Here is a 21354-nt window from a genome sequence, read left to right as displayed (position 1 = left end):
CTTGCTGACCGGCCCTGATCATTTGCCGGTTCGCGCCTGGCCGCAGAAAGACCAATTCGCCGCATCGCGCCCGTCGGCAGCAATCGCCCGTGGCATTGTCGTGCGGCACAGGAGATGCTCATGTCGCTCGACCGTCTGGCTCCGGCCATCTTCGTCTTTCTCTGGTCGACCGGCTGGGTCACTGCCAAATATGCCGTTCATTACACCGGGCCGCTGACCTTCCTCTGTCTGCGTTATCTGCTGGCTGGTCTGCTATTATGGGCGATCTGCCGGTTTTCCGGCATTTCGTGGCCGAAGCAGCGTGCCGATGTCCTGCGGGGGATCCTCTCCGGTGTGTTTCTGCATGGCATTTATCTCGGCATGATCTGGTGGGCGATCGGGCAGGGCGTGCCGGCCGCGATCGGCGGCATTATCGCCGGCCTGCAGCCGCTGATGACGGCGGTGGCCGCCCGCTTCATGATTGGGGAAAGAATTTCGCCGCTGCAGCGCGCGGGTCTGCTGCTCGGTTTTGCGGGCATCGCCATCGCCGTGCTGCCGAAGGTGATGGCGACTGGTGTGCTTGGCATGTCGGTGCCGCTTTACGCCGTGGCGGTGAATGTGCTGGGCATGGTGTCGGTCACCTATGGCACGCTCTACCAGAAGAAGTATGTCCATGGCGGAAACATCATGGCCGTGGCGACATTGCAATATGTCGGGGCGTTGCTGGTCACCGTTCCCTTCGCGCTTTTGCTGGAAGATGGGCATGTGGACTGGAGCCTCGGGCTTGCCGCCACGCTTGGCTGGTCCGTGGGCGCCATCTCCATCGGTGCGGTGGCGCTGCTTCTTTATCTGATACGGCGCGGTCAGGTCTCACGCGCCGCCTCGCTGATCTATCTGGTGCCGCCGCTGGCCGCCGTGGAAGCCGCCGTGCTTTTCGGGGAAACCCTGACGCCGGCCATGATTGCCGGCACGGTTCTGGCGGTGACGGGGGTTTATCTCGCCAATCGCAAACCTGCGGCGTCGGTTGCGGTACGTTAATTACTGCAACCTCATATTAGAGATTTGTTAACCATAAAATTATACCTCTCGTTAATCACATGATTTGGCGGGGGTTACATGTCTATTTCACGTCGTGGTGTTCTGTTCGGACTGCCGCTGTTTCTGGCTGGCTGCGCACACACCGGTATTGGCGAGCAGAGGCTCAATTATGCGGCGAAACCGGAAGAGAAGTTTCCGCTTCCCGCCATGCATCTCGATAAGGTCAAGCCGGAACTGCGCCGGCAGGAAGTCACCTATGACACCAGCCATCCGGCTGGAACGGTGGTGGTGGATACGCCGGCGCGGCGGCTCTATTACGTTATGGGCGATGGTCGCGCCATGCGTTACGGCGTCGGCGTCGGTCGCCAGGGGCTTGCGCTGAAGGGCGATGCCTATATCGGCCGCAAGTCGGAATGGCCTTCGTGGACTCCGACCGCAAACATGATGCGCCGTGATCCGCGTAATCTGAAATTCGCCGGCGGCATGCCTGGTGGCCCCAACAACCCGCTCGGCGCGCGTGCGCTTTATCTCTATCGCAGTGGCAGCGACACCATGTTCCGCCTGCATGGCACCAACCAGCCGCAATCCATCGGCCACGCCATGTCAAGCGGCTGCATCCGCATGCTGAACCACGACATCATCGATCTTTACAGCCGCGTGCCGGTCGGATCCAAGGTCGTGGTGCTGCAGGCCTGACGGAGAGGCGGATTTTTCCGCCTTTGCCGCGCCTGAAAATGCCTGTATCCTTGGGTTGATTTTTTCCACGAAGGTCGGATTTTATGATGGAAAATCAACCATGTGTAGAATGCTCCCTCTGCCGTATTTAAGGGAGTTCTGCTATATCGGAAACGTGATTTCCGGTGTTCGAGACGTGTATCCATAAACGCATGATTGCGCTGTATCGAGCGTCGCACCACTTCAACGGGGACACATGACCATGGCAATTTCAGATAATCTCTCCCGCTATCGCCCGCAGGCACTCGGTGCGCTACGCATCATGACGGCGCTGCTTTTCATTTCGCATGGAACGCAGAAGCTGTTTGGTTTCCCGGCATCGCAGATGGACGGCTCTCTGCCGACGATGCTGCTGGTGGCGGCGCTTCTGGAAGCCGTTGGCGGCCTTCTTGTGCTGGTCGGCCTGTTCACACGTCCGGTCGCCTTCATCCTGTCCGGCCAGATGGCTGTCGCTTATTTCATGGCGCACGGGCCGAAGAGCTTCTTTCCGGCCCTGAATGGTGGTGATGCCGCCATCCTGTTCTGCTTCATCTTCCTGTATCTGGTGTTTGCCGGTGCGGGCGCTTTCTCGGTGGATGAACGCCGGGCCTGATCGCCCGCTGTCATCACCGATCTTTATTGAGGCCCCGCATGGCTGGAACCATGCGGGGCCTCATCGTTTTGATGCGGCGGAAACTTCGGTCGTCACCGAAGCATAGATGCTTGTTTTCGGGCTAGGAACGGTTCATCCTAAACGCAGCTGGAAAATTGATCCGTGACACCTCAGAACACCATCGCCCGTGAATTGCTGTTTCTCGCCCTGCTGTCCACGCTGTGGGCCGCATCCTATACGTTCATCAAGATCGGGGTGGAGACCATTCCGCCCTTGACCTTCATTGCAGCAAGAACCCTCATTGCCGGTCTCCTGCTTCTGGTGGTCATCCGGCTGCGCGGGCTGCGGTTGCCGCGCGATCCCGCAACGTGGTGGCTTTTCTTCGTTCAGGCCTGCATCAACAGCGTGTTACCCTTCACGCTGATCGCCTGGGCGGAACAGAGCATCGATGCCGGGCTTGCCGTCATTCTCAACGCCACGACACCGATCTTCACCTTCCTTCTCACCGCGCTTGTCATCCGCCATGAGGCGGTGAGCGGCCGCAAGCTGTTCGGCACCATTGCCGGCATGACCGGTGTTTGCCTCATCATCGGCATGGAAGCGCTTGGTGGGGCAGGGGAGACGATATGGAGCCAGCTTGCAGTGCTGACGGCGGCGTTTTCCTATGCCTGTGCTGCTATTTTCAGCAAAAACTTCAAGGGCCTCGATCCTGTCATGCCTGCCGCCGGCTCGTTGATCTGCGGCGCCGTACTGTTGTTGCCGGTCAGCCTGATCGTTGACCGGCCCTGGACATTGTCGCCTTCGGCGGCATCGTTAACGGCACTTGTGTGCCTCAGCGTCTTTTCCACCGCGCTCGCCTTCATGATCTATTTCCGGCTGATGCAGACGCTGGGCTCGGTGGGCACCACCTCGCAGGCTTATCTCCGGGTGCCGGTCGGGGTTGCCATCGGCATGGTGTTTCTGGGGGAAGTGCCGACATCAGCCATGTGGGTGGGGCTGGTCTGCGTGATCGCAGGCGTGCTGGCCATGACCTTGCCGTCAAGACGTCGGCCGGTTGCGCAGGGTGGGTGACGGCAAAGAAAAACCCCGCAGGCTGGTGGCTTGCGGGGCTTGATGAGCGAGCGGTTTCCGCTTGTTTCTTCTTCCCGTGGGGGGAGAAGTCCGCGGCAGCGGGATGAGGGGCAAGGGTGGTGAGATACGGCAACGTCGCCCCTCATCCGACCCTTCGGGCCACCTTCTCCCCCTCGGGGAGAAGAAACGCGCGGCAACGCCGCACGCTCTCTGCCCATCGATTATGCCTTAGCGGCTACGGCCGCGATTGCCGTTGCCGGAAGCACGCTTTTCCTGGCCGTTGCCGCCAGCAGGTGCGTGGCGGTTGGCGCCGCTGCCGCCGGGCTTGCGAGCCGGGCGGCGCTGCTTGCGCGGGCCGGACGGGCGGCCTGCGTCGCCTTCAGCCTGCTTCACGCGCTTGAAGTCGGAGGTTACTTCCAGATCGTTGTCCGCGTCACGCGGCGCGTGGTTGCGGGACGGGCGGGATTCGCCGTTGTGACGGCCGCCTTCACGCGGGCCGCGCGGCTGGCCGCCATTGTTGTTGCGACCGCCACGGTTGTTGTTGGGGCGTGTAGGGCTTGCAAGACCAGCCGGACGTTCGCCAGATGCAACCGGAATATCGATCTTCATCAGCTTTTCGATGTCGTGCAGCAGACGGGTTTCGTCCGGTGCGCAGAAAGCGATGGCGATGCCGTCGCGGCCAGCGCGGGCGGTACGGCCGATGCGGTGAACATAGGCGTCAGGCACTTCCGGCAGGTCGTAGTTGAAGACGTGCGTTACGGCCGGGATATCGATGCCGCGGGCAGCGACGTCGGTGGCGACCAGAACCTTGATCTCACCATCCTTGAAGCCCTTCAGTGCCCGCTCGCGCTGGCCCTGGCTCTTGTTGCCGTGAATGGAGGCGACCTTGAAACCGATATGTTCGAGATGTTTGTAAAGCTTCTCCGCGCCGTGCTTGGTGCGCAGGAAAACGATGGAGCGGCCATCCGGGTTCTCGTTGAGCGACTTCTTGAGGAGGTCGGTCTTGTCGTTCTTGCCGGCGACGAAATGCACGTACTGCTCGACCTTGTCGGCAGCCTTGCCCGGAGGCGTGACCTCGACCTTGATCGGGTCGGTCAGGAAGTTGCTGGCAAGCTCGGAAATGGCCTTCGGCATGGTGGCCGAAAACAGCAGCGTCTGGCGCTTGGGCGGAACCATGCGGGAAATCTTACGCAGATCATGGATGAAGCCGAGATCGAGCATCTGGTCGGCTTCGTCGAGAACGAGATACGTCACCTTCGAGAGCGAGATGGCGTTGCGGGCGATGAGGTCCAGCAGGCGGCCAGGAGTCGCCACGAGGATGTCCGTGCCCTTTTCGAGCTGAAGCTGCTGCTTGTTGATCGACGCGCCGCCAACAACCTGGTTGATGCGCAACGGCGTCTTCTTCACGAAAGAACGCAGGTTGTCGCCGATCTGGTTCACCAGTTCGCGGGTCGGTGCAAGGATCAGCGTGCGGGTGGTGCGGTTTGCCGGACGATCCGCCTGCTTCATTAGCATTTCGATGATCGGCAGGCCGAAAGCGGCCGTCTTGCCGGTGCCGGTCTGTGCGAGGCCGATCAGGTCACGGCCTTCGAGCAGCAGCGGAATGGCTTTCGCCTGAATGGGAGTAGGGGTCGTATAGCCAAGCTGGGTAACGCTGGCCACAATCTTTTCGGAGAGGCCGAGTTCGCTAAAACTGGTCAATATATATTGCCTTTCGGGGTGCCAAAACAAACTCATCCGGAACAGGGCTGCTGTCCGGTGGTTTCGGCGTCAAGAACCCCGCGTGAATTGGGAACTTGTGGGTTGGAATAACTTTCTGCGCATCAGTGCGGCAAATGCCGTCTTCTGTATTCGTTGCGCTTTTCCTACATGCGGTCCAAGGGGGTCTTGGTTCATACGCTGCAGCTCACGCGGCTGCCGAAGGTGAAAGCTTGACCGGGATGTGGGCGTTTTGTGCGTCAAAGTCAAGCGATAGTTTTGTAACGATGCCGCCTGATAGCGCATGGCAGCCATGCGCATCGGTTGCCGGCTATCATCGGAACGCGGCCCCACAGGCGAAGAATTATGGTTAAAAAAGGGTAACGCGACCTTCGGATACATAGCAAAGATCGATTTTCTCACATAACGTTTTTTACGACGGCATCCGGAAATATTTGATTCGACAGGGATGGACTGCCGAGGTGTGGAGTATCGATTGACCGAAGGCTGCGGGTTGCTGGAAAAAGCATGCAGGGCCGTTGCCGCCCTGGAGCTGCCCGCGTGCATCAAGGACGGCGAGCTGCGGTATGTCGTGGTCAACGAGGCCTATGGCCGGGTCATGGGGCGCGCGCCCTCGGCATTCGAGGGCCAGACCAGTCTTTCACTCTCCGGCGATATCCGCGATGCCGAGCGGGAAGATCGCGAGCGACGGTCGCTGGTTTTTGCAACGGACGAGGCAATCGCCTGCCATGCCGCGCTTTCCGCGCAATCGCATATGCTTCGCTGCGAGCGCTTTATCGGCGATGACGGCAGCCTTTTCCTGTTCGAAGTGTTCGAGGAGATGCCATCGGCCGTTTCGCGCAAGTCCGCAGCGGTGGGCGGCGCATCGGATATTCTGTTCAGCAGCGGCGTCATGGATTTCATCGATGCCGGCATCGTCGTTTATGACCGGGATAATCAGCTGGTCTATTGCAACGCGCGGTTCGCAGAGTTTTACAGCGATCTCGACATCGAGCTGAAACCCGGCATCCGCCTCGAAGCATTGATGAAAACGCTCTATTTTTCGAGCAGATATCGTTGTGCGGAGAATGACGGCCCGGCTTTTGAAGACTGGATGCAGAATCAGCTGCGCGATTTTTCCCTGCCCTATCTCGAAAGGGTGGAGCAGTTCGCCGATGGCCGCTGGGTGCGCATGGTCAATAAGCGGCTGGAAAATGGCATGCTTGTCGGGCTCAGGATAGATGTGACCGAGTTCAAGGCGCATGAGACGCTTTTAAGCACACAGATCCGCGAGACATGGCTGTTGCGTGCTGCTCTCGAGCAATTGCCGGTCGGGGTGTTTTTGAGGGATCAGGACAGGCGGCTGACCTATGCCAATGCCGCCTATAACATGTTCCTCGGCGGCAATCTTGCCGACCATATCGGCAAGACCGAAACCGAAATGTTTCCGCAGAACGGGTCGCGGTTCCGGCAGGAAAACGAACGGATCTTAGATACCGGAGAGGCGCTCGAGCGGACGGGAAACATGCCCTGGCGTGACGGTGGTGTGGTCCCCGTCATCACCCGGCTCGGCCGGGTCGCGACGCCTGACGATGAATATTATCTGGTGGGTTCGGTCACCGACGTCAGCCTGCTGCAGGAACGGGAAAAGGCGCTGATCGCCGCGCAGGCCGAGGCCGAGGCGCTGCACCGGCAGCTCCAGGCGGTTCTCCGCGCCCTGCCGGTGGGCGTGCTTCTGCTCAACGCCGATCTCGTCATCGAATATGTCAATCCGTTCTTCTACCAGGTCTGGGGTGAGATCGGCGGCGAGAAGTCGCTTGTCGGCAGGAGCTATCGCGAATTCATGGAAATGAATTTCGACAGCGGCCTTTACGACTATGGCGACCGGTCCTTCAACGAGGTCTATGACGAGCGGGTGCAGCGGCTGGCCGAAGATGCGGTCTTCGCCCCCCGCGAGGTGCGCAGCAAAAGCGGCAAGGTGACCGTTATCTCGAAAACCCGCCTCGAAGGCGGGAAAATCCTCAGCACCTATGCCGATGTCACCGATGTGCGCATGCGCGACGCCGAGATCAGCAAGGCCAGGGCGGAACTGGAACGCGTCGGCGAATATATGCAGGGCGCCACACGCGCCATGGCGCAGGGGCTGGTGCTGGTCGAGCAGGGCACGATCATCATGTCCAATGAGGCAATGGCGCGGATGTTCGAGGTGCCGCCGCATCTCCTGGAAAAGGGCCGCAACTGGGCCGGCTTTTTTGCTCATTGCGCCGGGCGCGGCGATTTCGGCACGGCCGCGGAGGCTGGCGAGACGCTGCGGATCTGGAGAGAGAATATCGCGGCCAACAGGCCGTTTTCCTGGCTTGTCCATGTTGCCGGCAAAAGCTGGCTCAATCTGGAGGCCACCAACAGTTCCGGCAATTACTGGCTGATCATCGTCACAGATGTGACCGAGATGAAGATGCGCGAGGAGGAGTTGCAGCGGCTGCTTTCGCGTGCGGAAGCGGCGGACCGGGCCAAATCGGAATTTCTGGCCAATATGAGCCATGAAATCCGCACGCCGATGAACGGCGTGCTCGGCATGGCGGAGCTTCTGGCCAAGTCCAAGCTCGACACGCGCCAGAAGACCTTTACCGACATCATCGTCAAGTCAGGCAACGCGCTGTTGACGATCATCAACGACATTCTCGATTTCTCCAAGATCGAGGCCGGGCAGATGAAGCTGCGCAGCGTGCCTTTCGATCCCGCTGAGGCGGTGGAGGATGTGGTCTCGCTCCTGTCCTCGGCGGCGCTGGAAAAGGACATCGAGCTGATCGTCCGCATCGATGCCTCGGTGTCCGGCAAGGTTATCGGCGATGGCGGCCGGTTCCGCCAGATCGTCACCAATATCGTCGGAAATGCCGTCAAGTTCACCGAAACCGGACATGTGCTGGTCGAGCTTTCGGCGCAGTCGGCGGAAGCGTCGGAAAGCATTTTTTCGCTGCGCGTCGAAGACAGCGGCATCGGCATTCCGGCCGACAAGCTGGAAACGATCTTCGACAAGTTCAGCCAGGTCGATGGTTCGGCGACACGGCGGCACGAGGGAACGGGGCTGGGCCTTGCGATCACGGTCGGTCTTGTCGGCCTGTTCGATGGCAAGATCAATGTTGTCAGCGAGGTCGGCAGGGGTTCGGCCTTCGAGGTCGATATTCCGTTTCAGGTGATGGAGCGACGGCGGGACGTGCCGCTGCTATCCGTGGCGATCGACGATATCCGGGTGCTGGTCATCGACGATAACGACGTCAACCGCCGCATCCTGACCGAGCAGCTTCGAAGCTGGGGCATAGACGGCCATGCGGTGGAGGATGGGCTCGCCGGCATCGCCGTGTTGCAGGAGGCGGCGTCTCTCGGCTTTGCCATCGACGCCATCATCCTTGATTATCATATGCCTGGGATGAATGGGCTTGACGTGGTGGAACGGGTCCGCGCGGATGCGCGCTTTGACGATATCGCCATTGTTTTCCTGACCTCAATGGATGTCGTGGGCGACGAGACGCTGTTTACCGATCTCAGCGTGCAGGCGCATCTGATGAAACCGGCGCGGGCGCGGCTGCTGCGCTCCACCCTGTTCGACGTGGTGCGCGATGTGCGGCTGAAGCGCAGCCGCCAGAATTCGCTTGCGCAGGGGACGAGTGGAGAGAAAGCCCGGCCGGAAAGCCGCCCCGCCGAAAAGAAGCAACGGGCCGAGGCTCCGGCCACGGTTCCCGAACGCAGCCGCCCGTGCCTTCTCGATGTGCTGGTGGCCGAGGATAACGACGTCAACCAGATTGTTTTCAGCCAGATCTTGCAGCAGGCAGGCCTGCGCTTCCTGATCGTCGGCAATGGCAAGAGGGCCGTTCAGGCGTGGGAGGAGTATAATCCCGCCCTCATTCTGATGGATGTTTCCATGCCTGTCATGAACGGACACCAGGCGACACAGGCCATACGGGCATCCGAAAAATCTGCGGCCGATGGTCGGCATGTGCCTATCATCGGCGTCACCGCCCATACGCAGGAGGCGGACCGGGAACGCTGCCTGGAGGCGGGAATGGATGATTACCTGTCGAAGCCGATCAGCCCCGAAAGCCTCGAAGACAAGATCGCGCAATGGCTGGGCGAGAACGTGCTGCGGCGGGATGCTCCGGGCGTGTGAATATCCCGCGTCATTTTTTGAATTGTATCACGCCGAGGGTTTGGTGCCGCAGAGCATTTCCCGCTTTCCGGCAAATCCCTTTCTGCGCTCCAGGTCAAAACCGGCGGCGATGAGATTGCGGCGGACGAAGCCGGCGGCGGCGTAAGTGGCGAATGTGCCCCCCGCTGCCGTTTTCGCAAACAGCGCCTGCATGATCTCCAGCGACCACATGTCCGGGTTGCGCGCGGGCGCGAAGCCATCGAGAAACCAGGCGTCGAAGCTTTCCTCGCTATTGGAAATGCCGGCAAGCGCCTCGCCGCAGACCACCGTCAGGCGCGTTGCATCGTCCAGTTCGATCTCAACCCGGCCTTGCGGCTCGGCGGGCCAGCGGGCGACAAGCGCCTTGCGTTCAGCATCCACTTCCGGCCAGCGGGAAAGCGCCCGGTCGATCTCGTCCGCTTTCATCGGGTAGAGTTCGAAGGAAATGAAATGCAGCGTGGAGCGGCCGTTGCGGACCTCTTTCCATTGCCGCCAGGTCTCGCAGAGATTGAGGCCGGTGCCGAAGCCCAGCTCGCCGATGCGGAAAACACCGTCCCGTTCGAGCCAGCGTCGCGGCAACCCGTTTCCGGACAGGAAGACATGGCCGCATTCCAGCCTGCCATCCGTCTGGCAATAAAAATGATCGTCAAAGGCCAGCGAATAGGGCATATCCCCGTCACGCCAGTCGAGCGCCGTCTGGTTTTGCCCGGTTGCCGAGCCGGTCTCGGCGCCCGTCTCTCTGCCAGTTTCTCTGAGTGTGTCGTTGGAATTTTTCATGGCTAAAGCCGATAATCCCGCTTTCGAACAGGGTCAATCACCAAGAATAAGTTTGCCGGGTTCCGTGCCGCTGCTCATCGTCGGCGGCGGTATCATGGGCCTGTGGGCGGCGGTGAAGGCGGAACGGCTCGGCATCGATACCCTCCTGGTGGAAGCGGCTCGTCTTGGTGGCGGCGCAAGCGGCGGGCTTCTGGGCGCCTTGATGCCGCATATGCCGGACCGCTGGTCGGACAAGAAACAGTTTCAATTCGATGCTCTGGTCGCGCTGGAAGCGGAGATCGCGGGGCTTGAGGCGGAAACCGGGCTTTCCGGCGGTTATCGCCGCTGCGGCCGGATCATTCCACTGCCCAAGCCGCATCTGCGCGGCATCGCCGAGCGACACGAGCGGGATGCGGCGGAAAACTGGCAATCGGGTGAACGCCGGTTCCATTGGCATGTGGGAGAGAGGCCATCGGTGGCGGCTTGGGTGGATGATGCGGCGGGCGAGGCTGGTTTCGTCTTCGACACGCTGGCGGCAAGGGTCTCGCCGCGCGCCTTGATCGCGCTGCTCTCGGCTTTTCTCCGCAAGGCGCGGCATGTGCAGGTGGCGGAAGGCTGCCGGGTCGTTTCCCTTGATGCGGATGCAGGGCGGGCGGCATTGTCTTCGGGAGACGAGATAGGCTTCGGCCATGTCGTGGTCGCCAATGGTCATGAGTCCTTTCCCCTGATCCGTGACGCTCTTGGGCTGGAAGCGGGAGTTGCGCTGGGGCAGGCGGTAAAGGGGCAGGCGGCGCTTCTTGACGCTAGCGCTGATCCGGCCATGCCGGTCGTCTTCCTCAACGGTCTTTATATCGTGCCGCATGAGGATGGCACCGTCGCGATCGGCAGTACTAGCGAAGATTGTTTTTCCGAGCCGTTCAGTACCGATGAGAAGCTCGAAAAACTGCTTGTCGACGCTTGCGCCGTCGTGCCTTCGCTTGCCGGCGCGCCGGTGCTGGAACGCTGGGCCGGGCTGCGCCCGAAGGCGGTGGGGAGAGACCCGATGGTGGGGGCGGTGGCCGGCACTGCGAAACTCGTTGCGCTCTCCGGTGGTTTCAAGGTGAGCTTCGGGCTCGCGCATTTTCTTGCCGATGCGGCGTTGCAAGTCGTGTGCGATCACACGCCTGTCATCCCCTCGGGCTTTCTTCTTCAAGAACACGTGAGTATTGCCGTCCCGGACTTTAGAAAGTTCTGATTAGACCACTTACGTCGTTAATCTGTCACGCAAATCACTTATCTGCTGGCCTGCAAAGAGGCCGGTTTGTCCGCATTTGCGGCGAGGTGACAGCGCATGCGATACGCCATTCATTTCACGCCTTCCCCCAATGACCCGCTGACGCAGGCTGCCGCCGCGTGGCTGGGGCGCGATGTCTATTCTGGTCATGCGGTGGAGCCGCCGGGCACGATCGATCTCGGCATGCAGGAGATTTCCTACCATACGGCCCTGCCGCGCCGTTACGGTTTCCATGGCACCATAAAGGCGCCTTTCCGCCTAGCCGAGGGGCAATCCGAGGCGGCGTTGCTGCGCGACCTGATGTATTTTTCCGGCAGGCAGGATCCCTTCACGCTGCCGCAACTGGTGGTGGCAAGGCAGGAGAATGTCTTCAGCCTCGTTCCGGAGCGTCCCTGCGAAGTGCTGCATTTCTTTGCCGCCCGCGTGGTGCAGGAATTCGACCATTACCGCGCACCGCTCTCCGAGGCGGAAATCGAGCGCGCGGATCCCGACCGGCTATCGGCCTCGCAGCTCACCAATCTGCATCGCTGGGGCAGCCCGCATGTGATGGATGAGTTCCGTTTCCAGATGTCGCTGACGGGAGGTGTGGAACCTTCCAGCAGCCAGAGGATCGAGCGGGCCGTGCGCAAGGTGTTCGAGCCGCTATTGACCCGGACGCTGCAATTTTCCAGCCTGGCGCTTTTCATCGAGGATGAGCCGGGTGCGCCTTTCCGCGTGCATTCGCTGCATCCCATGGGCCGCGTTTCAGCCCGCAAGATTGCCTGAAGCACGCCTGCTCATAATCGTATACAAAAAAGCATCGGAATGTCGGCAAGATTGTCTCGACATTCCGGATGCGGATGCTACCGTTCGGTATCGCATATCCGAAGCGTGCCGCGTTTGCCTGTCCGGCCCGGCACGGTTCGGGGGGTTTATCTTATCTCCCGCAACCGGCTTTCGCCCTGGGAGAGATGTTCGGGGTGGCTGAATGATTTCCGAAAATTACTCCCGCAATCTGGTGGGCTATGGCCGCAACGCTCCTGATCCGAAATGGCCGGGCGGCGCGCGCATCGCCGTGCAATTCGTCATCAATTACGAGGAGGGCGGCGAAAGCTGCATTCTCGACAATGACAAGGCGTCGGAATCGCTGCTGTCGGAAATCGTTGGTGCCCAGCCGTGGCCGGGTCAACGCAACCTGAATATGGAATCGATCTACGAATATGGTTCGCGCGCCGGCTTCTGGCGGCTGTGGCGCATGTTCACAAGTCTTGGCGTCACCACCACCGTTTATGGTGTGACCGCGGCAATGGCCCGCAACCCCGAAGCTGTTGCGGCCATGAAGGAAGCGGGTTGGGAAATCGCCAGCCACGGTTATCGCTGGCTGGAATACAAGGATTTCTCCGAAGAGGAAGAGCGCAAGCATGTAACCGAGGCGGTGCGCCTGCATACCGAACTGACGGGCGAACGTCCCTACGGCATGTATCAGGGCAAGCCATCCGACAATACGCTGCGCCTCGTCATGGAGGAGGGCGGTTTCCTTTATTCATCCGATTCCTATGCCGACGATCTGCCCTATTGGGTGAAGGGGACGAGCGATGAGCCGTTCCTGATCATTCCCTATACGCTCGATACCAACGACATGCGTTTTGCCACGCCGCAGGGTTTCAATTCCGGCGATCAGTTCTTCACCTATCTGAAGGATGCCTTCGACGTGCTTTACCAGGAGGGTGTCGAAGGCGCGCCGAAGATGATGAGCGTTGGCCTGCATTGCCGTCTTGTCGGCCGGCCGGGCCGGGCCGCGGCGCTGCGCCGTTTCATTGAATATGTGCTTGGTCATGAGAAGGTGTGGATTCCGCAGCGCCTCGAGATCGCCCGCCACTGGCATGAGCACCACAAGCCGGAGACGCTTTGATGGTGACGCGTGAGGAATTTGTAGCCCGTTTCGGCGGCGTGTTCGAACATTCGCCCTTCATCGCCGAACGGGCCTACGATGCTGGCGGCGCAGGCCTGGAACTGACGGCGAAGGCGGTGCACGGGGCCCTTTGCGCGCAGTTCCGGGTGGCTTCCGAGGCGGAAAGGCTTAGCGTTTTGCGGGCGCATCCTGATCTCGCCGGCAAACTGGCGATCTCGGGCGAACTGACCGCCGACAGCCGAAACGAACAAGCCGGTGCCGGGCTCGATCGGCTTTCGCCGGAGGAACATGCACGGTTCACCCAGCTGAACAGCGCCTATACCGAAAAATTCGGTTTTCCCTTCATCATCGCGGTGAAGGGGCTGAACCGGCACGATATTCTCTCCGCCTTCGAGACCCGCATCGACAACGACGCGGCGCAGGAGTTCGCAACCGCAACGGCGCAGGTGGAAAAGATCGCGTGGCTGCGTCTTGCCTCGATGCTGCCGGAAGGCTGAATTGGCGAGTGCAGGCCGTTCTGCTAGGATCGCGCCGTCTGGAGATAAAGATCATGCGACCGTCCGAGGTGCTGGAAAAGAACAGGGAGGCGATCCGCGAAGCGACGAAGCGCTTCAACGCGGCAAACCCGCGTGTGTTCGGCTCCGTGGCCCGTGGCGAAGACCGGCCGGACAGCGATCTCGATATATTGGTGGATGCCCTGCCGGGCACGACATTATTCGACCTTGGCGGTTTGCTGGAGGAATTGACGGATATTATGCGGGGTACGGAAATTCACCTGCTGACGCCGGGCGATTTTCCGGAGCGTGTCCGTGTGAAGGTGCTGCAGGAAGCGAAGCCTGTATGAGCGTCGAGCGGCTGAACGTTTATCTTCAGGACATCCGGCAGGTTGCTTCGGAAACCATTGACTTTGTTCAACGGAACACAAAAGACGAATTTTTGGCTGATCTCGTCCGTCAACGGGCGGTGGCGATGAACCTTCTGATTATTGGCGAGACGACAGCTCGGATCATGGAAGAGTTCCCGGCTTTCGTGGCGGATTTTCCTGATATTCCGTGGGTTAAGATGCGCGGCATGCGGAACAGGATCGCACATGGTTACATGAGCATCAATCTGGAAACGGTCTGGGATACGACCCAGACGGCGATACCTGACCTTCTGGACAAACTCTCTCTTCTGCACAATTGGCATGCCCAAGGTGAATGACATTTGACTGATTTTCTCGAGATACGGCCTCTCACCAAAGAGGCGTTCACACCCTTCGGTGATGTGATTGAAACGACACCCTCCTCTATGCGGCATATCAATGGTGGCCAGACCGAGCGGCATCATGCGCTTGCAGCGCCAGAGGCTGCGGGCGAGGGGGCGCGCATCATTCTCAATATCTTCCGGGGCCAGCCACGCGTCTTTCCGCACAGGATCGAGATGATGGAGCGGCATCCGCTCGGCAGCCAGAGTTTTTCGCCGCTCTCCGGCCGGCCCTTCCTTGTTGTCGTTGCGGAAGATGAGGGCGGCCGGCCCGCCCGACCGCAGGTGTTTCTGGCGCGGAGCGATCAGGGCGTGAATTATCGCCGCAATGTCTGGCATTATCCGCTGATGCCGTTGCAGGCGGTTTCTGATTTTCTGGTTGCCGACCGCGAGGGGCCGGGTAACAATCTGGAAGAGTATTTTTTCAACGAGCCCTTTATGATCGCGGAGCCCAGCCTATGACCGGTTTGACGACCCATGTCCTCGATGCTGCCCATGGGGTGCCCGCTGAGGGGCTGACGATCGAGCTTTACCGGCTCTCCGGGGATCGCCGCGAGAAGATCAAGACAGTAAAGACCAATAGCGATGGCCGGGTTGACGGTGGGCCGCTGCTTGTCGGCGACAGTTTCAAGGCCGGTGAGTATGAATTGGTTTTCCATGCCGGTGAGTATCTGCGCGGCAGGGGCGTTCAATTGGCGGAACCGGCCTTTCTCGACATCATCCCCATCCGCTTCGGCATTGCCGACGAAAGCGGCCACTATCATGTGCCGCTTCTGCTTTCGCCCTATAGCTATTCCACCTATCGAGGAAGCTGATAGCCATGATCTTTGCCGCGATTGCCGATATTCACGGAAACTGCGCCGCACTGGAAGCCGTGCTGGAGGATATTGCGAAACAAGGCATTAAGGACATCGTCAACCTCGGTGATTGTTTCAGCGGTCCGCTGGAGGCGGGTTTTACCGGCGATGTGCTTGTCGGCAACTGGATACCGAGCGTTCGCGGCAATCATGACCGGGAACTGATCGAGCGTGCGCCGGAAGACATGGGTAGTTGGGAGAAGCCGGCCCATGCGCAGCTCACCGCAGCGCATCTGGACTGGCTGCATACGTTACCCTTCAGCATGGTGTTCAGGGATGTCGCCTATTGTTGTCATGGTTCGCCGGTGGGCGATCTCGACTACTGGCTGGAAACGCTGTCGCCGGAAGGCGTGCTGAAATTGCGGCCGCTCGCCGAAATCGAGGAGAGGGCGCAAGGCATCACCCAGCCGCTGATGCTGTGTGGCCATACCCATATTCCCCGCGCGGTGCAGCTTTCCGATGGCCGGCTGATCGTCAATCCCGGCAGCGTCGGATGCCCCGGCTGGAAGGACGACACACCTTTCGACCATTATGTCGAGGCCGGTCATGCGCTCGCCACCTATGCCGTGCTGGAAGAGACGGGGCGTGGCTGGCAGGTCTATTTCCGGAATATCCGCTACGATAATCTGGCCATGTCGGAAATGGCGCGGGTCAACGGTATTCCCTATCTCGCAGACGCCCTGACAAACGGTTGGCTCAAGCGCTGAATCACCCCTCGCTGGTCATCACCACGCAGGCATAGGACTGCGCCTTCAGTTCCTTGCAGGCAGATACGGCCGAAGACTGGTCTTCGAAGCCGGTGAAGCGGGCGCGGTAAAGCGTTGCCGATCCGCTTTGTACGGCCTCGGTATAGGGAGCGATCCCGGTATAGCTGCCGATATTGGAGCGGGCATTGGCGAGCAGGGAGCGGGCGGCGGCTTCGCTGTCGGTCGCGGCGATCTGCACCTCCCAGCGGCTTCTCTCGCCGGTCGTAGCGGCGGCGGGAGCAGGTCTCGGAATGGCGGAGACCTGCATCATGTCGGCCATCTGGCTATTGGCGGTGGCAATCTGCATGGCGACCGGATCGGCGCGGCGTTCGGCGAACATCGGTAGTGGTACGGCTGCTGGAGGCACCGCTGCGGCCACATCGAAGGTGCGGCTGACATTGGCGCTGGCGACAAGCTGTTCGGTGTTGCGGCTTCTCGATGCCTGCGGCACGGCCTTGTCCAGAAGGGCGGCCATCTGGGCGTCACGGCTGCGGGCGGTCTTGCCACCCAGCACGACGCCGACGACACGGCGGCCATTGTGGTTGATGGCGCTGACGAGGTTGAAGCCGGAGGCATTGGTGTAGCCGGTCTTGATGCCGTCCATGCCCTGATAGCGATACATCAGATTGTTATGGCCGCGGATGCGTTTTCCCCGGAAACTGAAGGATTCCATGGCGAAGAGGCCGTATTCTTTGGGAAAGTCCCGCTGCAGCGCCAGGCCGAGCCTGGCCATGTCGCGCGCCGTCGTCACCTGGGATTTGCTGGGCAAGCCGGAGGCATTGCGGAACACCGTCTTCGACATGCCGAGCTGGCGGGCCTTGCGGGTCATCATTTCCGCAAACCGTGCCTCGGAACCGCCGAGGTGATCCCCCATGCCTTCCGCCATGTCATTGGCGGATTTGACGATCATGCCATAAACGGCCTCGCGCACCGTGAAGGTCTGGCCCTGGCGTACGTAAAGTTTTGACGGGATAACGGATGCACCGTTTTTGGACATGGTTATCTTCTGGTCCCAGCGAAGCCGGCCAGTATGCAGCGCCTCGAAGGTCATGTAAAGCGTCATCATCTTGGTGAGCGAGGCGGGGTGGTTCAGCACATCGGCATTGCGGGCGGCCAGCACCTTGCCGGTATTGGCATCCATGATGAAGTGGGCGTAACCGGCCTGGGCCGGCGATGCCTGCAATGAGAGGATCGCGCAAAAGAAGGTGAGTGCGAAGATCCATGCACCCGCCATTCCCCGTTTGACCATTCCCGACATAATCCACCCCTTTTGTTCGACCGCCACGATGGACGGAGTTTTACTGACACTTTCCGGCAACAAAACCGCTAAAACTTTAGAGATCGCTTTCATGCTTAATTAAGTATGAATTTCAACCCGATGGCTGCCCCCACTATTTCCTTGAAAAGAAACCAACCATCCGGTATGTTTGACCTCATGACAAACGCTCATGAACGCAAGAAGCAGCCCGAGATCGTGCGCCGCAATCTTCTCGATTGCGCGGCGAAACTTGCTGCTGAGCAGGGTGTTGCGGCGCTTTCGGTGCAGGCGGTGGCGGATGCCGCGGGAGTGACGAAGGGCGGTTTGTTTCATCATTTCCCCTCCAAGCAGGCACTGCTGGAAGCGGTCATGGCGGACCTTCTGACGGCGCTGGACTCGGAAATAGACGCGCTCGTCTCACAGGATTGTGAAGCTTACGGACGCTTCACGCGGGCCTATGTGAATGCGGTTTTTGATGATCGAGACCGGGATTCGGGCAGGCAGTGGGCGGCAATCTCGGTTTCGATGGTCGGCGAACCGTCGCTCCGGCGCATGTGGATGGGCTGGCTGGAGGGGCGCCTTGCCCGTCATAAAGATACGGATGACGAGGTGATACTGGAGTTCGTGCGGCTTGCGGCTGATGGCATCTGGTTTGCCGATCTTCTGGCCGATAACGGCATGGCGGGTGGCGACAGGGCGGCTCTCAGGGCCCGGATGATCGCGCAGACAAAGAAGGACGCGGGACGATGAATGCGGCTGTTTTGACCTATGGGGCGCTTGTCGCAGCCATCATCTGCGAGGTTATCGCGACCTCTTTCCTGCAGCAGTCGCAACAATTCACTAAGCTGCTGCCGACAGTGCTGATGGCGGTGTTTTACGGAGCGGCCTTTTATCTCCTCTCTTTCACGCTGCGCGTGATCCCGGTCGGCGTTGCCTATGCGATCTGGAGCGGGCTCGGCATCGTGCTGATTTCCGGGATTGGATATTTCGTGTTCCGCCAGACGCTGGATATTGCCGCCGTTATCGGTCTCGCGTTTATCGTAACCGGGGTGGTGATCGTGAATGTGTTTTCGAAGACCGTGGGGCACTAGGCTCTCTCGTCCTCATCCCTGTGACAGGCACAGGGATGAAGGAGGCAGCGCAGGCGGGACTTTGTGGTGTATCGGCTCTGAGGCCCTGTCCATCTAATCCACGTCACGATTAAGCCAAAATACTGCGATCCACATCCGTAATCAGCCTTTTGCCGCAAAGCGCCATGCTGATATCCATCTCCTTGCGGATGATCTCGAGCGCCGTCGTCACACCCTGTTTGCCATCAGCGCCGAGGCCATAAAGGAAGGGGCGGCCGATATAAGTGCCCCTGGCGCCGAGCGCCACGGCCTTCAACACATCTTGGCCGGAGCGGATGCCGCCATCCATATGGACTTCCACCTTGTCGCCGACGGCGTCGACGATTTTCGGCAGCATGGCGATGGAGGAATGGGCGCCATCGAGCTGGCGGCCGCCATGGTTGGAAACGATGATGGCATCGGCGCCGGTATCGATCGCGGCGCGGGCATCTTCCTCGTCAAGAATACCCTTGAGGATCAGCTTGCCGCCCCAACGCTGCTTGATCCATTCGACGTCCTGCCAGGACAGGCGCGGATCGAATTGTTCGGCCGTCCAGGTGGAGAGCGATGAAAGGTCGGACACGTTTTTGGCGTGGCCGACGATATTGCCGAAGCTGCGGCGCTTGGTGCGCGCCATGTCGAGGCACCATTTCGGCCGGGTTGCCATCTGCCAGATGTGCTTCGGCGTGAATTTCGGCGGTGCGGACAGGCCGTTGCGCAGATCCTTGTGGCGTTGGCCAAGCACTTGCAGGTCGAGCGTCAGCACCAGTGCCGAGCATCCGGCGGCCTTGGCGCGGTCGATCAGATTATTGACGAAATCCCGGTCCTTCATCACGTAAAGCTGGAACCAGAAGGGTTTTGAGGTGACCGAGGCAACATCCTCGATGGAGCAGATGCTCATGGTGGACAGCGTGAAAGGCACGCCGAACTCTTCCGCTGCCTTGGCGGCCAGCATCTCGCCATCGGCATGCTGCATGCCGGTCATGCCCGTTGGCGCCAGCGCCACCGGCATGGCAGCCTTTTCACCGACCATTTCGGTGGTGAGCGAGCGGTTGGTCATATCCACCAGCACACGCTGGCGCAGCTTTATCTTTCCAAAATCATCTTCGTTGGCGCGGTATGTGCTTTCCGTCCAGGCGCCGCTATCCGCATAGTCGAAGAACATTTTTGGTACACGACGTCGCGCTTGCTGCTTCAGATCGGCGATGGTCAGGATTTTGCCCATGGATAAAGCCTTCACATTTGAATGATGACTTCACATATCATGACCGGGCACGCTGCGCGACGAGAAAGATGGATACGCAATTGCTTTTTTGATTTTCAGAAATATTTTGATCGGCGCCTGACTTTTACTTATATTATGAAATGCAGTCTTGATTAATGTTGCTATGCATTAATGGATAATAATATTATGAAGCTTATACTTATGGCTCTGTCTTTGGCCCTTGCTTTGCCGGACCCCAGTTTTTCTGCCGCATGCCCCTCGACTGCGGAGCAGAACGATGGATTTGTCCTGCGTCGAGAGTCGGTGAAAAGTGAATTCAAATCGACAGGACGGATCGTCCGGGTTGAGAGCGACTTCAATGGTTCCGGGTCGCAAAAGCAGTTTCTATACCGAGGATTGATCGGGCTCGCCGGTTTAGGAAATGACGGAAACTACAGCCAATATTTCCTATCCGACCTAGAGGTGTTTTGGCCGCTGAAAGTCGGCGTCCGTCGGTCTTTCGAGTTTCTACCTCTTGAGGGAGGCGAGCTCAACGATAAGTGGTCGCTTGAGCTCACCGTTACGAAACAGCGGGCCTTTCCGGTCAGATTCTGCAACTATTTGGTTTTTTACGTCTCGTTTGAGATTTGGAAAAACGACAAAAGTGACGAAAAATGGACGGCTGTCTATTCGCCTGACCTGCAAGTCACACTCGCGACGATTTATGATGAGGGCACCGAAGACGAGACGATCCTCGCCTACGACATAATCGAGCCTCTGGGCGTCGATAGAGCGGTGTCAGTACAACGCCCTGAGGAATAGTTCTGTGCCCAGCAGAAGTAGGCAGATAAGAAACCAGCGCCGAAACGTTGCAGGGCTGACGATGTGGCGGATTTTCTGACCTAGCCACATACCGATAAGCGCAGGCAGAACGGCGATTGCGGAAAGCGACAGATGCTCGGCGTGAAAGGCACTCTGGGAGGCAAGGCCGGCGGCGAGCGCGACGGTTGAGACCGTGAAGGAAAGACCGAGCGACTGTACCAGTTCATCGCGGTTGAAACCGAGCGACTGGATATAGGGCACGGCGGGCACGACGAAAATTCCGGTGCCGCCGGTCAGAAGGCCTGTTGCCAGCCCCATGACCGGGGAGAGTTTTGGTTCCAGCCTTGCCGGAATCGAGACGGGTCTGGCAAACAGGCTGTAGGCCGCGTAAGCCGCAAGGCACAGGCCGAGCGCCGAGGTAGTCCAGACGCCGGTGCCTGACGTCATCAGTCGGATGCCGATGAGGGTGCCGACGGCGATGGCGATCATCATCGGCCACAGCCGTTTCACGATGGCCCTGAAATCCGGTCCGGCCAGCAATTGCCAGATATTGGTGATGAAGGAAGGCAGGATGAGCAGGCCGGCGGCAATGACCGGTGGCATGAAGAGGCCGAGCACGCCCATGGCAACCGTGGGTAGTCCCATGCCGGTCACGCCCTTGACGATGCCGGCGACGATGAAGGTCGCGAGAACCATGAGCATGGTGGTTGTGTCTAAAGCCGGCACGGGAGCACTCCAGAGGTCATTCGCATTTCGGCCGACCGGCGGCGGCAATCGCATGAAGCTCGGCGTTGCGCCGGGTTTCTTCTCCCCGAGGGGGAGAAGGTGGCCCGAAGGGTCGGATGAGGGGGCTTACGTCGCCGCAACTCACTGCCCTTGCCCCCTCATCCCGCTGCC

The 21354-nt window shown here is 59.8% G+C and carries 22 protein-coding genes; 17 read left to right on the top strand and 5 right to left on the bottom strand.

The window, feature by feature from the left end; translation table 11 throughout:
- Positions 1 to 120 precede the first annotated feature (120 nt).
- From NYR50_RS10140 to NYR50_RS10125, 4 genes are all read left to right on the top strand, one after another.
- Positions 121 to 1017 carry a DMT family transporter gene (locus NYR50_RS10140; protein ID WP_418135844.1) on the top strand — a complete coding sequence of 299 codons (897 nt, stop codon included), beginning with the start codon at positions 121 to 123 and terminating at the stop codon, positions 1015 to 1017.
- 78 nt (positions 1018 to 1095) lie between these two features.
- On the top strand, positions 1096 to 1713 hold the full coding sequence (locus NYR50_RS10135; RefSeq protein WP_418135843.1) for a L,D-transpeptidase: 618 nt from the start codon (positions 1096 to 1098) through the stop codon (positions 1711 to 1713).
- A 235-nt stretch (positions 1714 to 1948) separates the two neighbouring features.
- A complete protein-coding gene (locus tag NYR50_RS10130; RefSeq protein ID WP_418135842.1) occupies positions 1949 to 2344 on the top strand; it encodes a DoxX family protein in 396 nt (131 codons plus the stop codon).
- A 162-nt stretch (positions 2345 to 2506) separates the two neighbouring features.
- A complete protein-coding gene (locus NYR50_RS10125; protein ID WP_418135841.1) occupies positions 2507 to 3415 on the top strand; it encodes a DMT family transporter in 909 nt (302 codons plus the stop codon).
- Between the two features lie 228 nt (positions 3416 to 3643).
- Here NYR50_RS10125 and NYR50_RS10120 read toward each other — a convergent pair whose 3' ends face one another.
- A complete protein-coding gene (locus NYR50_RS10120; RefSeq protein WP_418135840.1) occupies positions 3644 to 5116 on the bottom strand; it encodes a DEAD/DEAH box helicase in 1473 nt (490 codons plus the stop codon).
- A gap of 466 nt (positions 5117 to 5582) precedes the next feature.
- On the opposite strand from NYR50_RS10120, the gene NYR50_RS10115 reads away from it, so the two are divergent.
- On the top strand, positions 5583 to 9278 hold the full coding sequence (locus NYR50_RS10115; RefSeq protein WP_418135839.1) for a response regulator: 3696 nt from the start codon (positions 5583 to 5585) through the stop codon (positions 9276 to 9278).
- A 27-nt stretch (positions 9279 to 9305) separates the two neighbouring features.
- On the opposite strand, the gene mnmD is transcribed toward NYR50_RS10115, so the two are convergent.
- Positions 9306 to 10073, bottom strand: a complete 768-nt coding sequence (gene mnmD / locus NYR50_RS10110; protein WP_418135838.1) for a tRNA (5-methylaminomethyl-2-thiouridine)(34)-methyltransferase MnmD — start codon at positions 10071 to 10073, stop codon at positions 9306 to 9308.
- Between mnmD and NYR50_RS10105 the strand changes: the two genes are divergently transcribed.
- The 9 genes from NYR50_RS10105 (at position 10072) to NYR50_RS10065 (ending at position 16025) form a co-directional block, all read left to right on the top strand.
- A complete protein-coding gene (locus NYR50_RS10105) occupies positions 10072 to 11286 on the top strand; it encodes an NAD(P)/FAD-dependent oxidoreductase (protein ID WP_418135837.1) in 1215 nt (404 codons plus the stop codon). The genes mnmD and NYR50_RS10105 overlap by 2 nt on opposite strands.
- 96 nt (positions 11287 to 11382) lie before the next feature.
- Positions 11383 to 12090, top strand: coding sequence for a DUF1045 domain-containing protein (locus NYR50_RS10100; RefSeq protein ID WP_174009033.1), 708 nt, complete (start codon positions 11383 to 11385; stop codon positions 12088 to 12090).
- Positions 12091 to 12292: 202 nt separating this feature from the next.
- Positions 12293 to 13216 (top strand): allantoinase PuuE, encoded by a 924-nt coding sequence (gene puuE / locus NYR50_RS10095; protein ID WP_418135836.1) that lies wholly within the window; start codon positions 12293 to 12295, stop codon positions 13214 to 13216.
- Positions 13216 to 13713, top strand: a complete 498-nt coding sequence (gene uraD / locus NYR50_RS10090; protein ID WP_418135834.1) for a 2-oxo-4-hydroxy-4-carboxy-5-ureidoimidazoline decarboxylase — start codon at positions 13216 to 13218, stop codon at positions 13711 to 13713. The genes puuE and uraD overlap by 1 nt, the downstream gene beginning before the upstream one ends.
- Positions 13714 to 13766: 53 nt before the next feature.
- A complete protein-coding gene (locus tag NYR50_RS10085; protein ID WP_010972233.1) occupies positions 13767 to 14060 on the top strand; it encodes a nucleotidyltransferase family protein in 294 nt (97 codons plus the stop codon).
- Complete coding sequence (locus NYR50_RS10080; RefSeq protein ID WP_010972232.1) at positions 14057 to 14419, top strand: DUF86 domain-containing protein; 363 nt, start codon at positions 14057 to 14059, stop codon at positions 14417 to 14419. The genes NYR50_RS10085 and NYR50_RS10080 overlap by 4 nt, the downstream gene beginning before the upstream one ends.
- A gap of 3 nt (positions 14420 to 14422) precedes the next feature.
- The gene (locus NYR50_RS10075; protein ID WP_418135833.1) at positions 14423 to 14923 is read left to right on the top strand and encodes an ureidoglycolate lyase; all 501 of its coding nucleotides are present in this window, start codon (positions 14423 to 14425) and stop codon (positions 14921 to 14923) included.
- On the top strand, positions 14920 to 15276 hold the full coding sequence (uraH, locus tag NYR50_RS10070) for a hydroxyisourate hydrolase (RefSeq protein ID WP_418135832.1): 357 nt from the start codon (positions 14920 to 14922) through the stop codon (positions 15274 to 15276). Before NYR50_RS10075 ends, uraH begins: the two co-directional genes overlap by 4 nt.
- Positions 15277 to 15281: 5 nt before the next feature.
- Positions 15282 to 16025, top strand: a complete 744-nt coding sequence (locus NYR50_RS10065; protein WP_418135831.1) for a metallophosphoesterase family protein — start codon at positions 15282 to 15284, stop codon at positions 16023 to 16025.
- 1 nt (position 16026) lies between these two features.
- Here NYR50_RS10065 and NYR50_RS10060 read toward each other — a convergent pair whose 3' ends face one another.
- Entirely contained in the window at positions 16027 to 17298 is a 1272-nt protein-coding gene (locus NYR50_RS10060; protein ID WP_418137286.1) for a serine hydrolase, read from the bottom strand.
- Positions 17299 to 17487: 189 nt separating this feature from the next.
- On the opposite strand from NYR50_RS10060, the gene NYR50_RS10055 reads away from it, so the two are divergent.
- Together NYR50_RS10055 and NYR50_RS10050 are read left to right on the top strand one after the other, a co-directional pair.
- Positions 17488 to 18072: a TetR/AcrR family transcriptional regulator gene (locus NYR50_RS10055; RefSeq protein WP_418135830.1), complete on the top strand. Its 585-nt coding sequence runs from the start codon at positions 17488 to 17490 to the stop codon at positions 18070 to 18072.
- Positions 18069 to 18413 (top strand): DMT family transporter, encoded by a 345-nt coding sequence (locus NYR50_RS10050; protein WP_418135829.1) that lies wholly within the window; start codon positions 18069 to 18071, stop codon positions 18411 to 18413. The genes NYR50_RS10055 and NYR50_RS10050 overlap by 4 nt, the downstream gene beginning before the upstream one ends.
- A 109-nt stretch (positions 18414 to 18522) precedes the next feature.
- Here the strand turns inward: NYR50_RS10050 and NYR50_RS10045 are convergent, their stop codons facing one another.
- Positions 18523 to 19656, bottom strand: a complete 1134-nt coding sequence (locus tag NYR50_RS10045; protein ID WP_418135828.1) for an alpha-hydroxy acid oxidase — start codon at positions 19654 to 19656, stop codon at positions 18523 to 18525.
- Between the two features lie 186 nt (positions 19657 to 19842).
- Between NYR50_RS10045 and NYR50_RS10040 the strand changes: the two genes are divergently transcribed.
- A complete protein-coding gene (locus tag NYR50_RS10040) occupies positions 19843 to 20457 on the top strand; it encodes a hypothetical protein (RefSeq protein WP_418135827.1) in 615 nt (204 codons plus the stop codon).
- Here the strand turns inward: NYR50_RS10040 and NYR50_RS10035 are convergent.
- Positions 20434 to 21153, bottom strand: a complete 720-nt coding sequence (locus tag NYR50_RS10035) for a sulfite exporter TauE/SafE family protein (protein ID WP_418137285.1) — start codon at positions 21151 to 21153, stop codon at positions 20434 to 20436. The two genes, NYR50_RS10040 and NYR50_RS10035, sit on opposite strands and share 24 nt — an antisense overlap.
- Positions 21154 to 21354: the final 201 nt, after the last annotated feature.

The sequence above is a fragment of the Agrobacterium sp. El2ro-1b genome (assembly GCF_048298475.1).
Taxonomy (GTDB): Bacteria; Pseudomonadota; Alphaproteobacteria; order Rhizobiales; family Rhizobiaceae; genus Agrobacterium; species Agrobacterium fabrum.
This window is presented reverse-complemented; position numbering and strand designations above follow the sequence as displayed.

Excerpts from the sequence above, each read along its gene's own strand:
- NYR50_RS10140 (WP_418135844.1), top strand. The coding sequence starts at position 121 with ATGTCGCTCGACCGTCTGGCTCCGGCCATCTTCGTCTTTCTCTGGTCG.
- NYR50_RS10135 (WP_418135843.1), top strand. The coding sequence starts at position 1,096 with ATGTCTATTTCACGTCGTGGTGTTCTGTTCGGACTGCCGCTGTTTCTG.
- NYR50_RS10130 (WP_418135842.1), top strand. The coding sequence starts at position 1,949 with ATGACCATGGCAATTTCAGATAATCTCTCCCGCTATCGCCCGCAGGCA.
- NYR50_RS10115 (WP_418135839.1), top strand. The coding sequence starts at position 5,583 with ATGGACTGCCGAGGTGTGGAGTATCGATTGACCGAAGGCTGCGGGTTG.
- NYR50_RS10105 (WP_418135837.1), top strand. The coding sequence starts at position 10,072 with ATGGCTAAAGCCGATAATCCCGCTTTCGAACAGGGTCAATCACCAAGA.
- mnmD (WP_418135838.1), bottom strand. The coding sequence starts at position 10,073 with ATGAAAAATTCCAACGACACACTCAGAGAAACTGGCAGAGAGACGGGC.
- NYR50_RS10100 (WP_174009033.1), top strand. The coding sequence starts at position 11,383 with ATGCGATACGCCATTCATTTCACGCCTTCCCCCAATGACCCGCTGACG.
- puuE (WP_418135836.1), top strand. The coding sequence starts at position 12,293 with ATGATTTCCGAAAATTACTCCCGCAATCTGGTGGGCTATGGCCGCAAC.
- uraD (WP_418135834.1), top strand. The coding sequence starts at position 13,216 with ATGGTGACGCGTGAGGAATTTGTAGCCCGTTTCGGCGGCGTGTTCGAA.
- NYR50_RS10085 (WP_010972233.1), top strand. The coding sequence starts at position 13,767 with ATGCGACCGTCCGAGGTGCTGGAAAAGAACAGGGAGGCGATCCGCGAA.
- NYR50_RS10080 (WP_010972232.1), top strand. The coding sequence starts at position 14,057 with ATGAGCGTCGAGCGGCTGAACGTTTATCTTCAGGACATCCGGCAGGTT.
- uraH (WP_418135832.1), top strand. The coding sequence starts at position 14,920 with ATGACCGGTTTGACGACCCATGTCCTCGATGCTGCCCATGGGGTGCCC.
- NYR50_RS10065 (WP_418135831.1), top strand. The coding sequence starts at position 15,282 with ATGATCTTTGCCGCGATTGCCGATATTCACGGAAACTGCGCCGCACTG.
- NYR50_RS10060 (WP_418137286.1), bottom strand. The coding sequence starts at position 17,298 with ATGGCGGGTGCATGGATCTTCGCACTCACCTTCTTTTGCGCGATCCTC.
- NYR50_RS10055 (WP_418135830.1), top strand. The coding sequence starts at position 17,488 with ATGTTTGACCTCATGACAAACGCTCATGAACGCAAGAAGCAGCCCGAG.
- NYR50_RS10050 (WP_418135829.1), top strand. The coding sequence starts at position 18,069 with ATGAATGCGGCTGTTTTGACCTATGGGGCGCTTGTCGCAGCCATCATC.
- NYR50_RS10045 (WP_418135828.1), bottom strand. The coding sequence starts at position 19,656 with ATGGGCAAAATCCTGACCATCGCCGATCTGAAGCAGCAAGCGCGACGT.
- NYR50_RS10040 (WP_418135827.1), top strand. The coding sequence starts at position 19,843 with ATGAAGCTTATACTTATGGCTCTGTCTTTGGCCCTTGCTTTGCCGGAC.
- NYR50_RS10035 (WP_418137285.1), bottom strand. The coding sequence starts at position 21,153 with ATGGTTCTCGCGACCTTCATCGTCGCCGGCATCGTCAAGGGCGTGACC.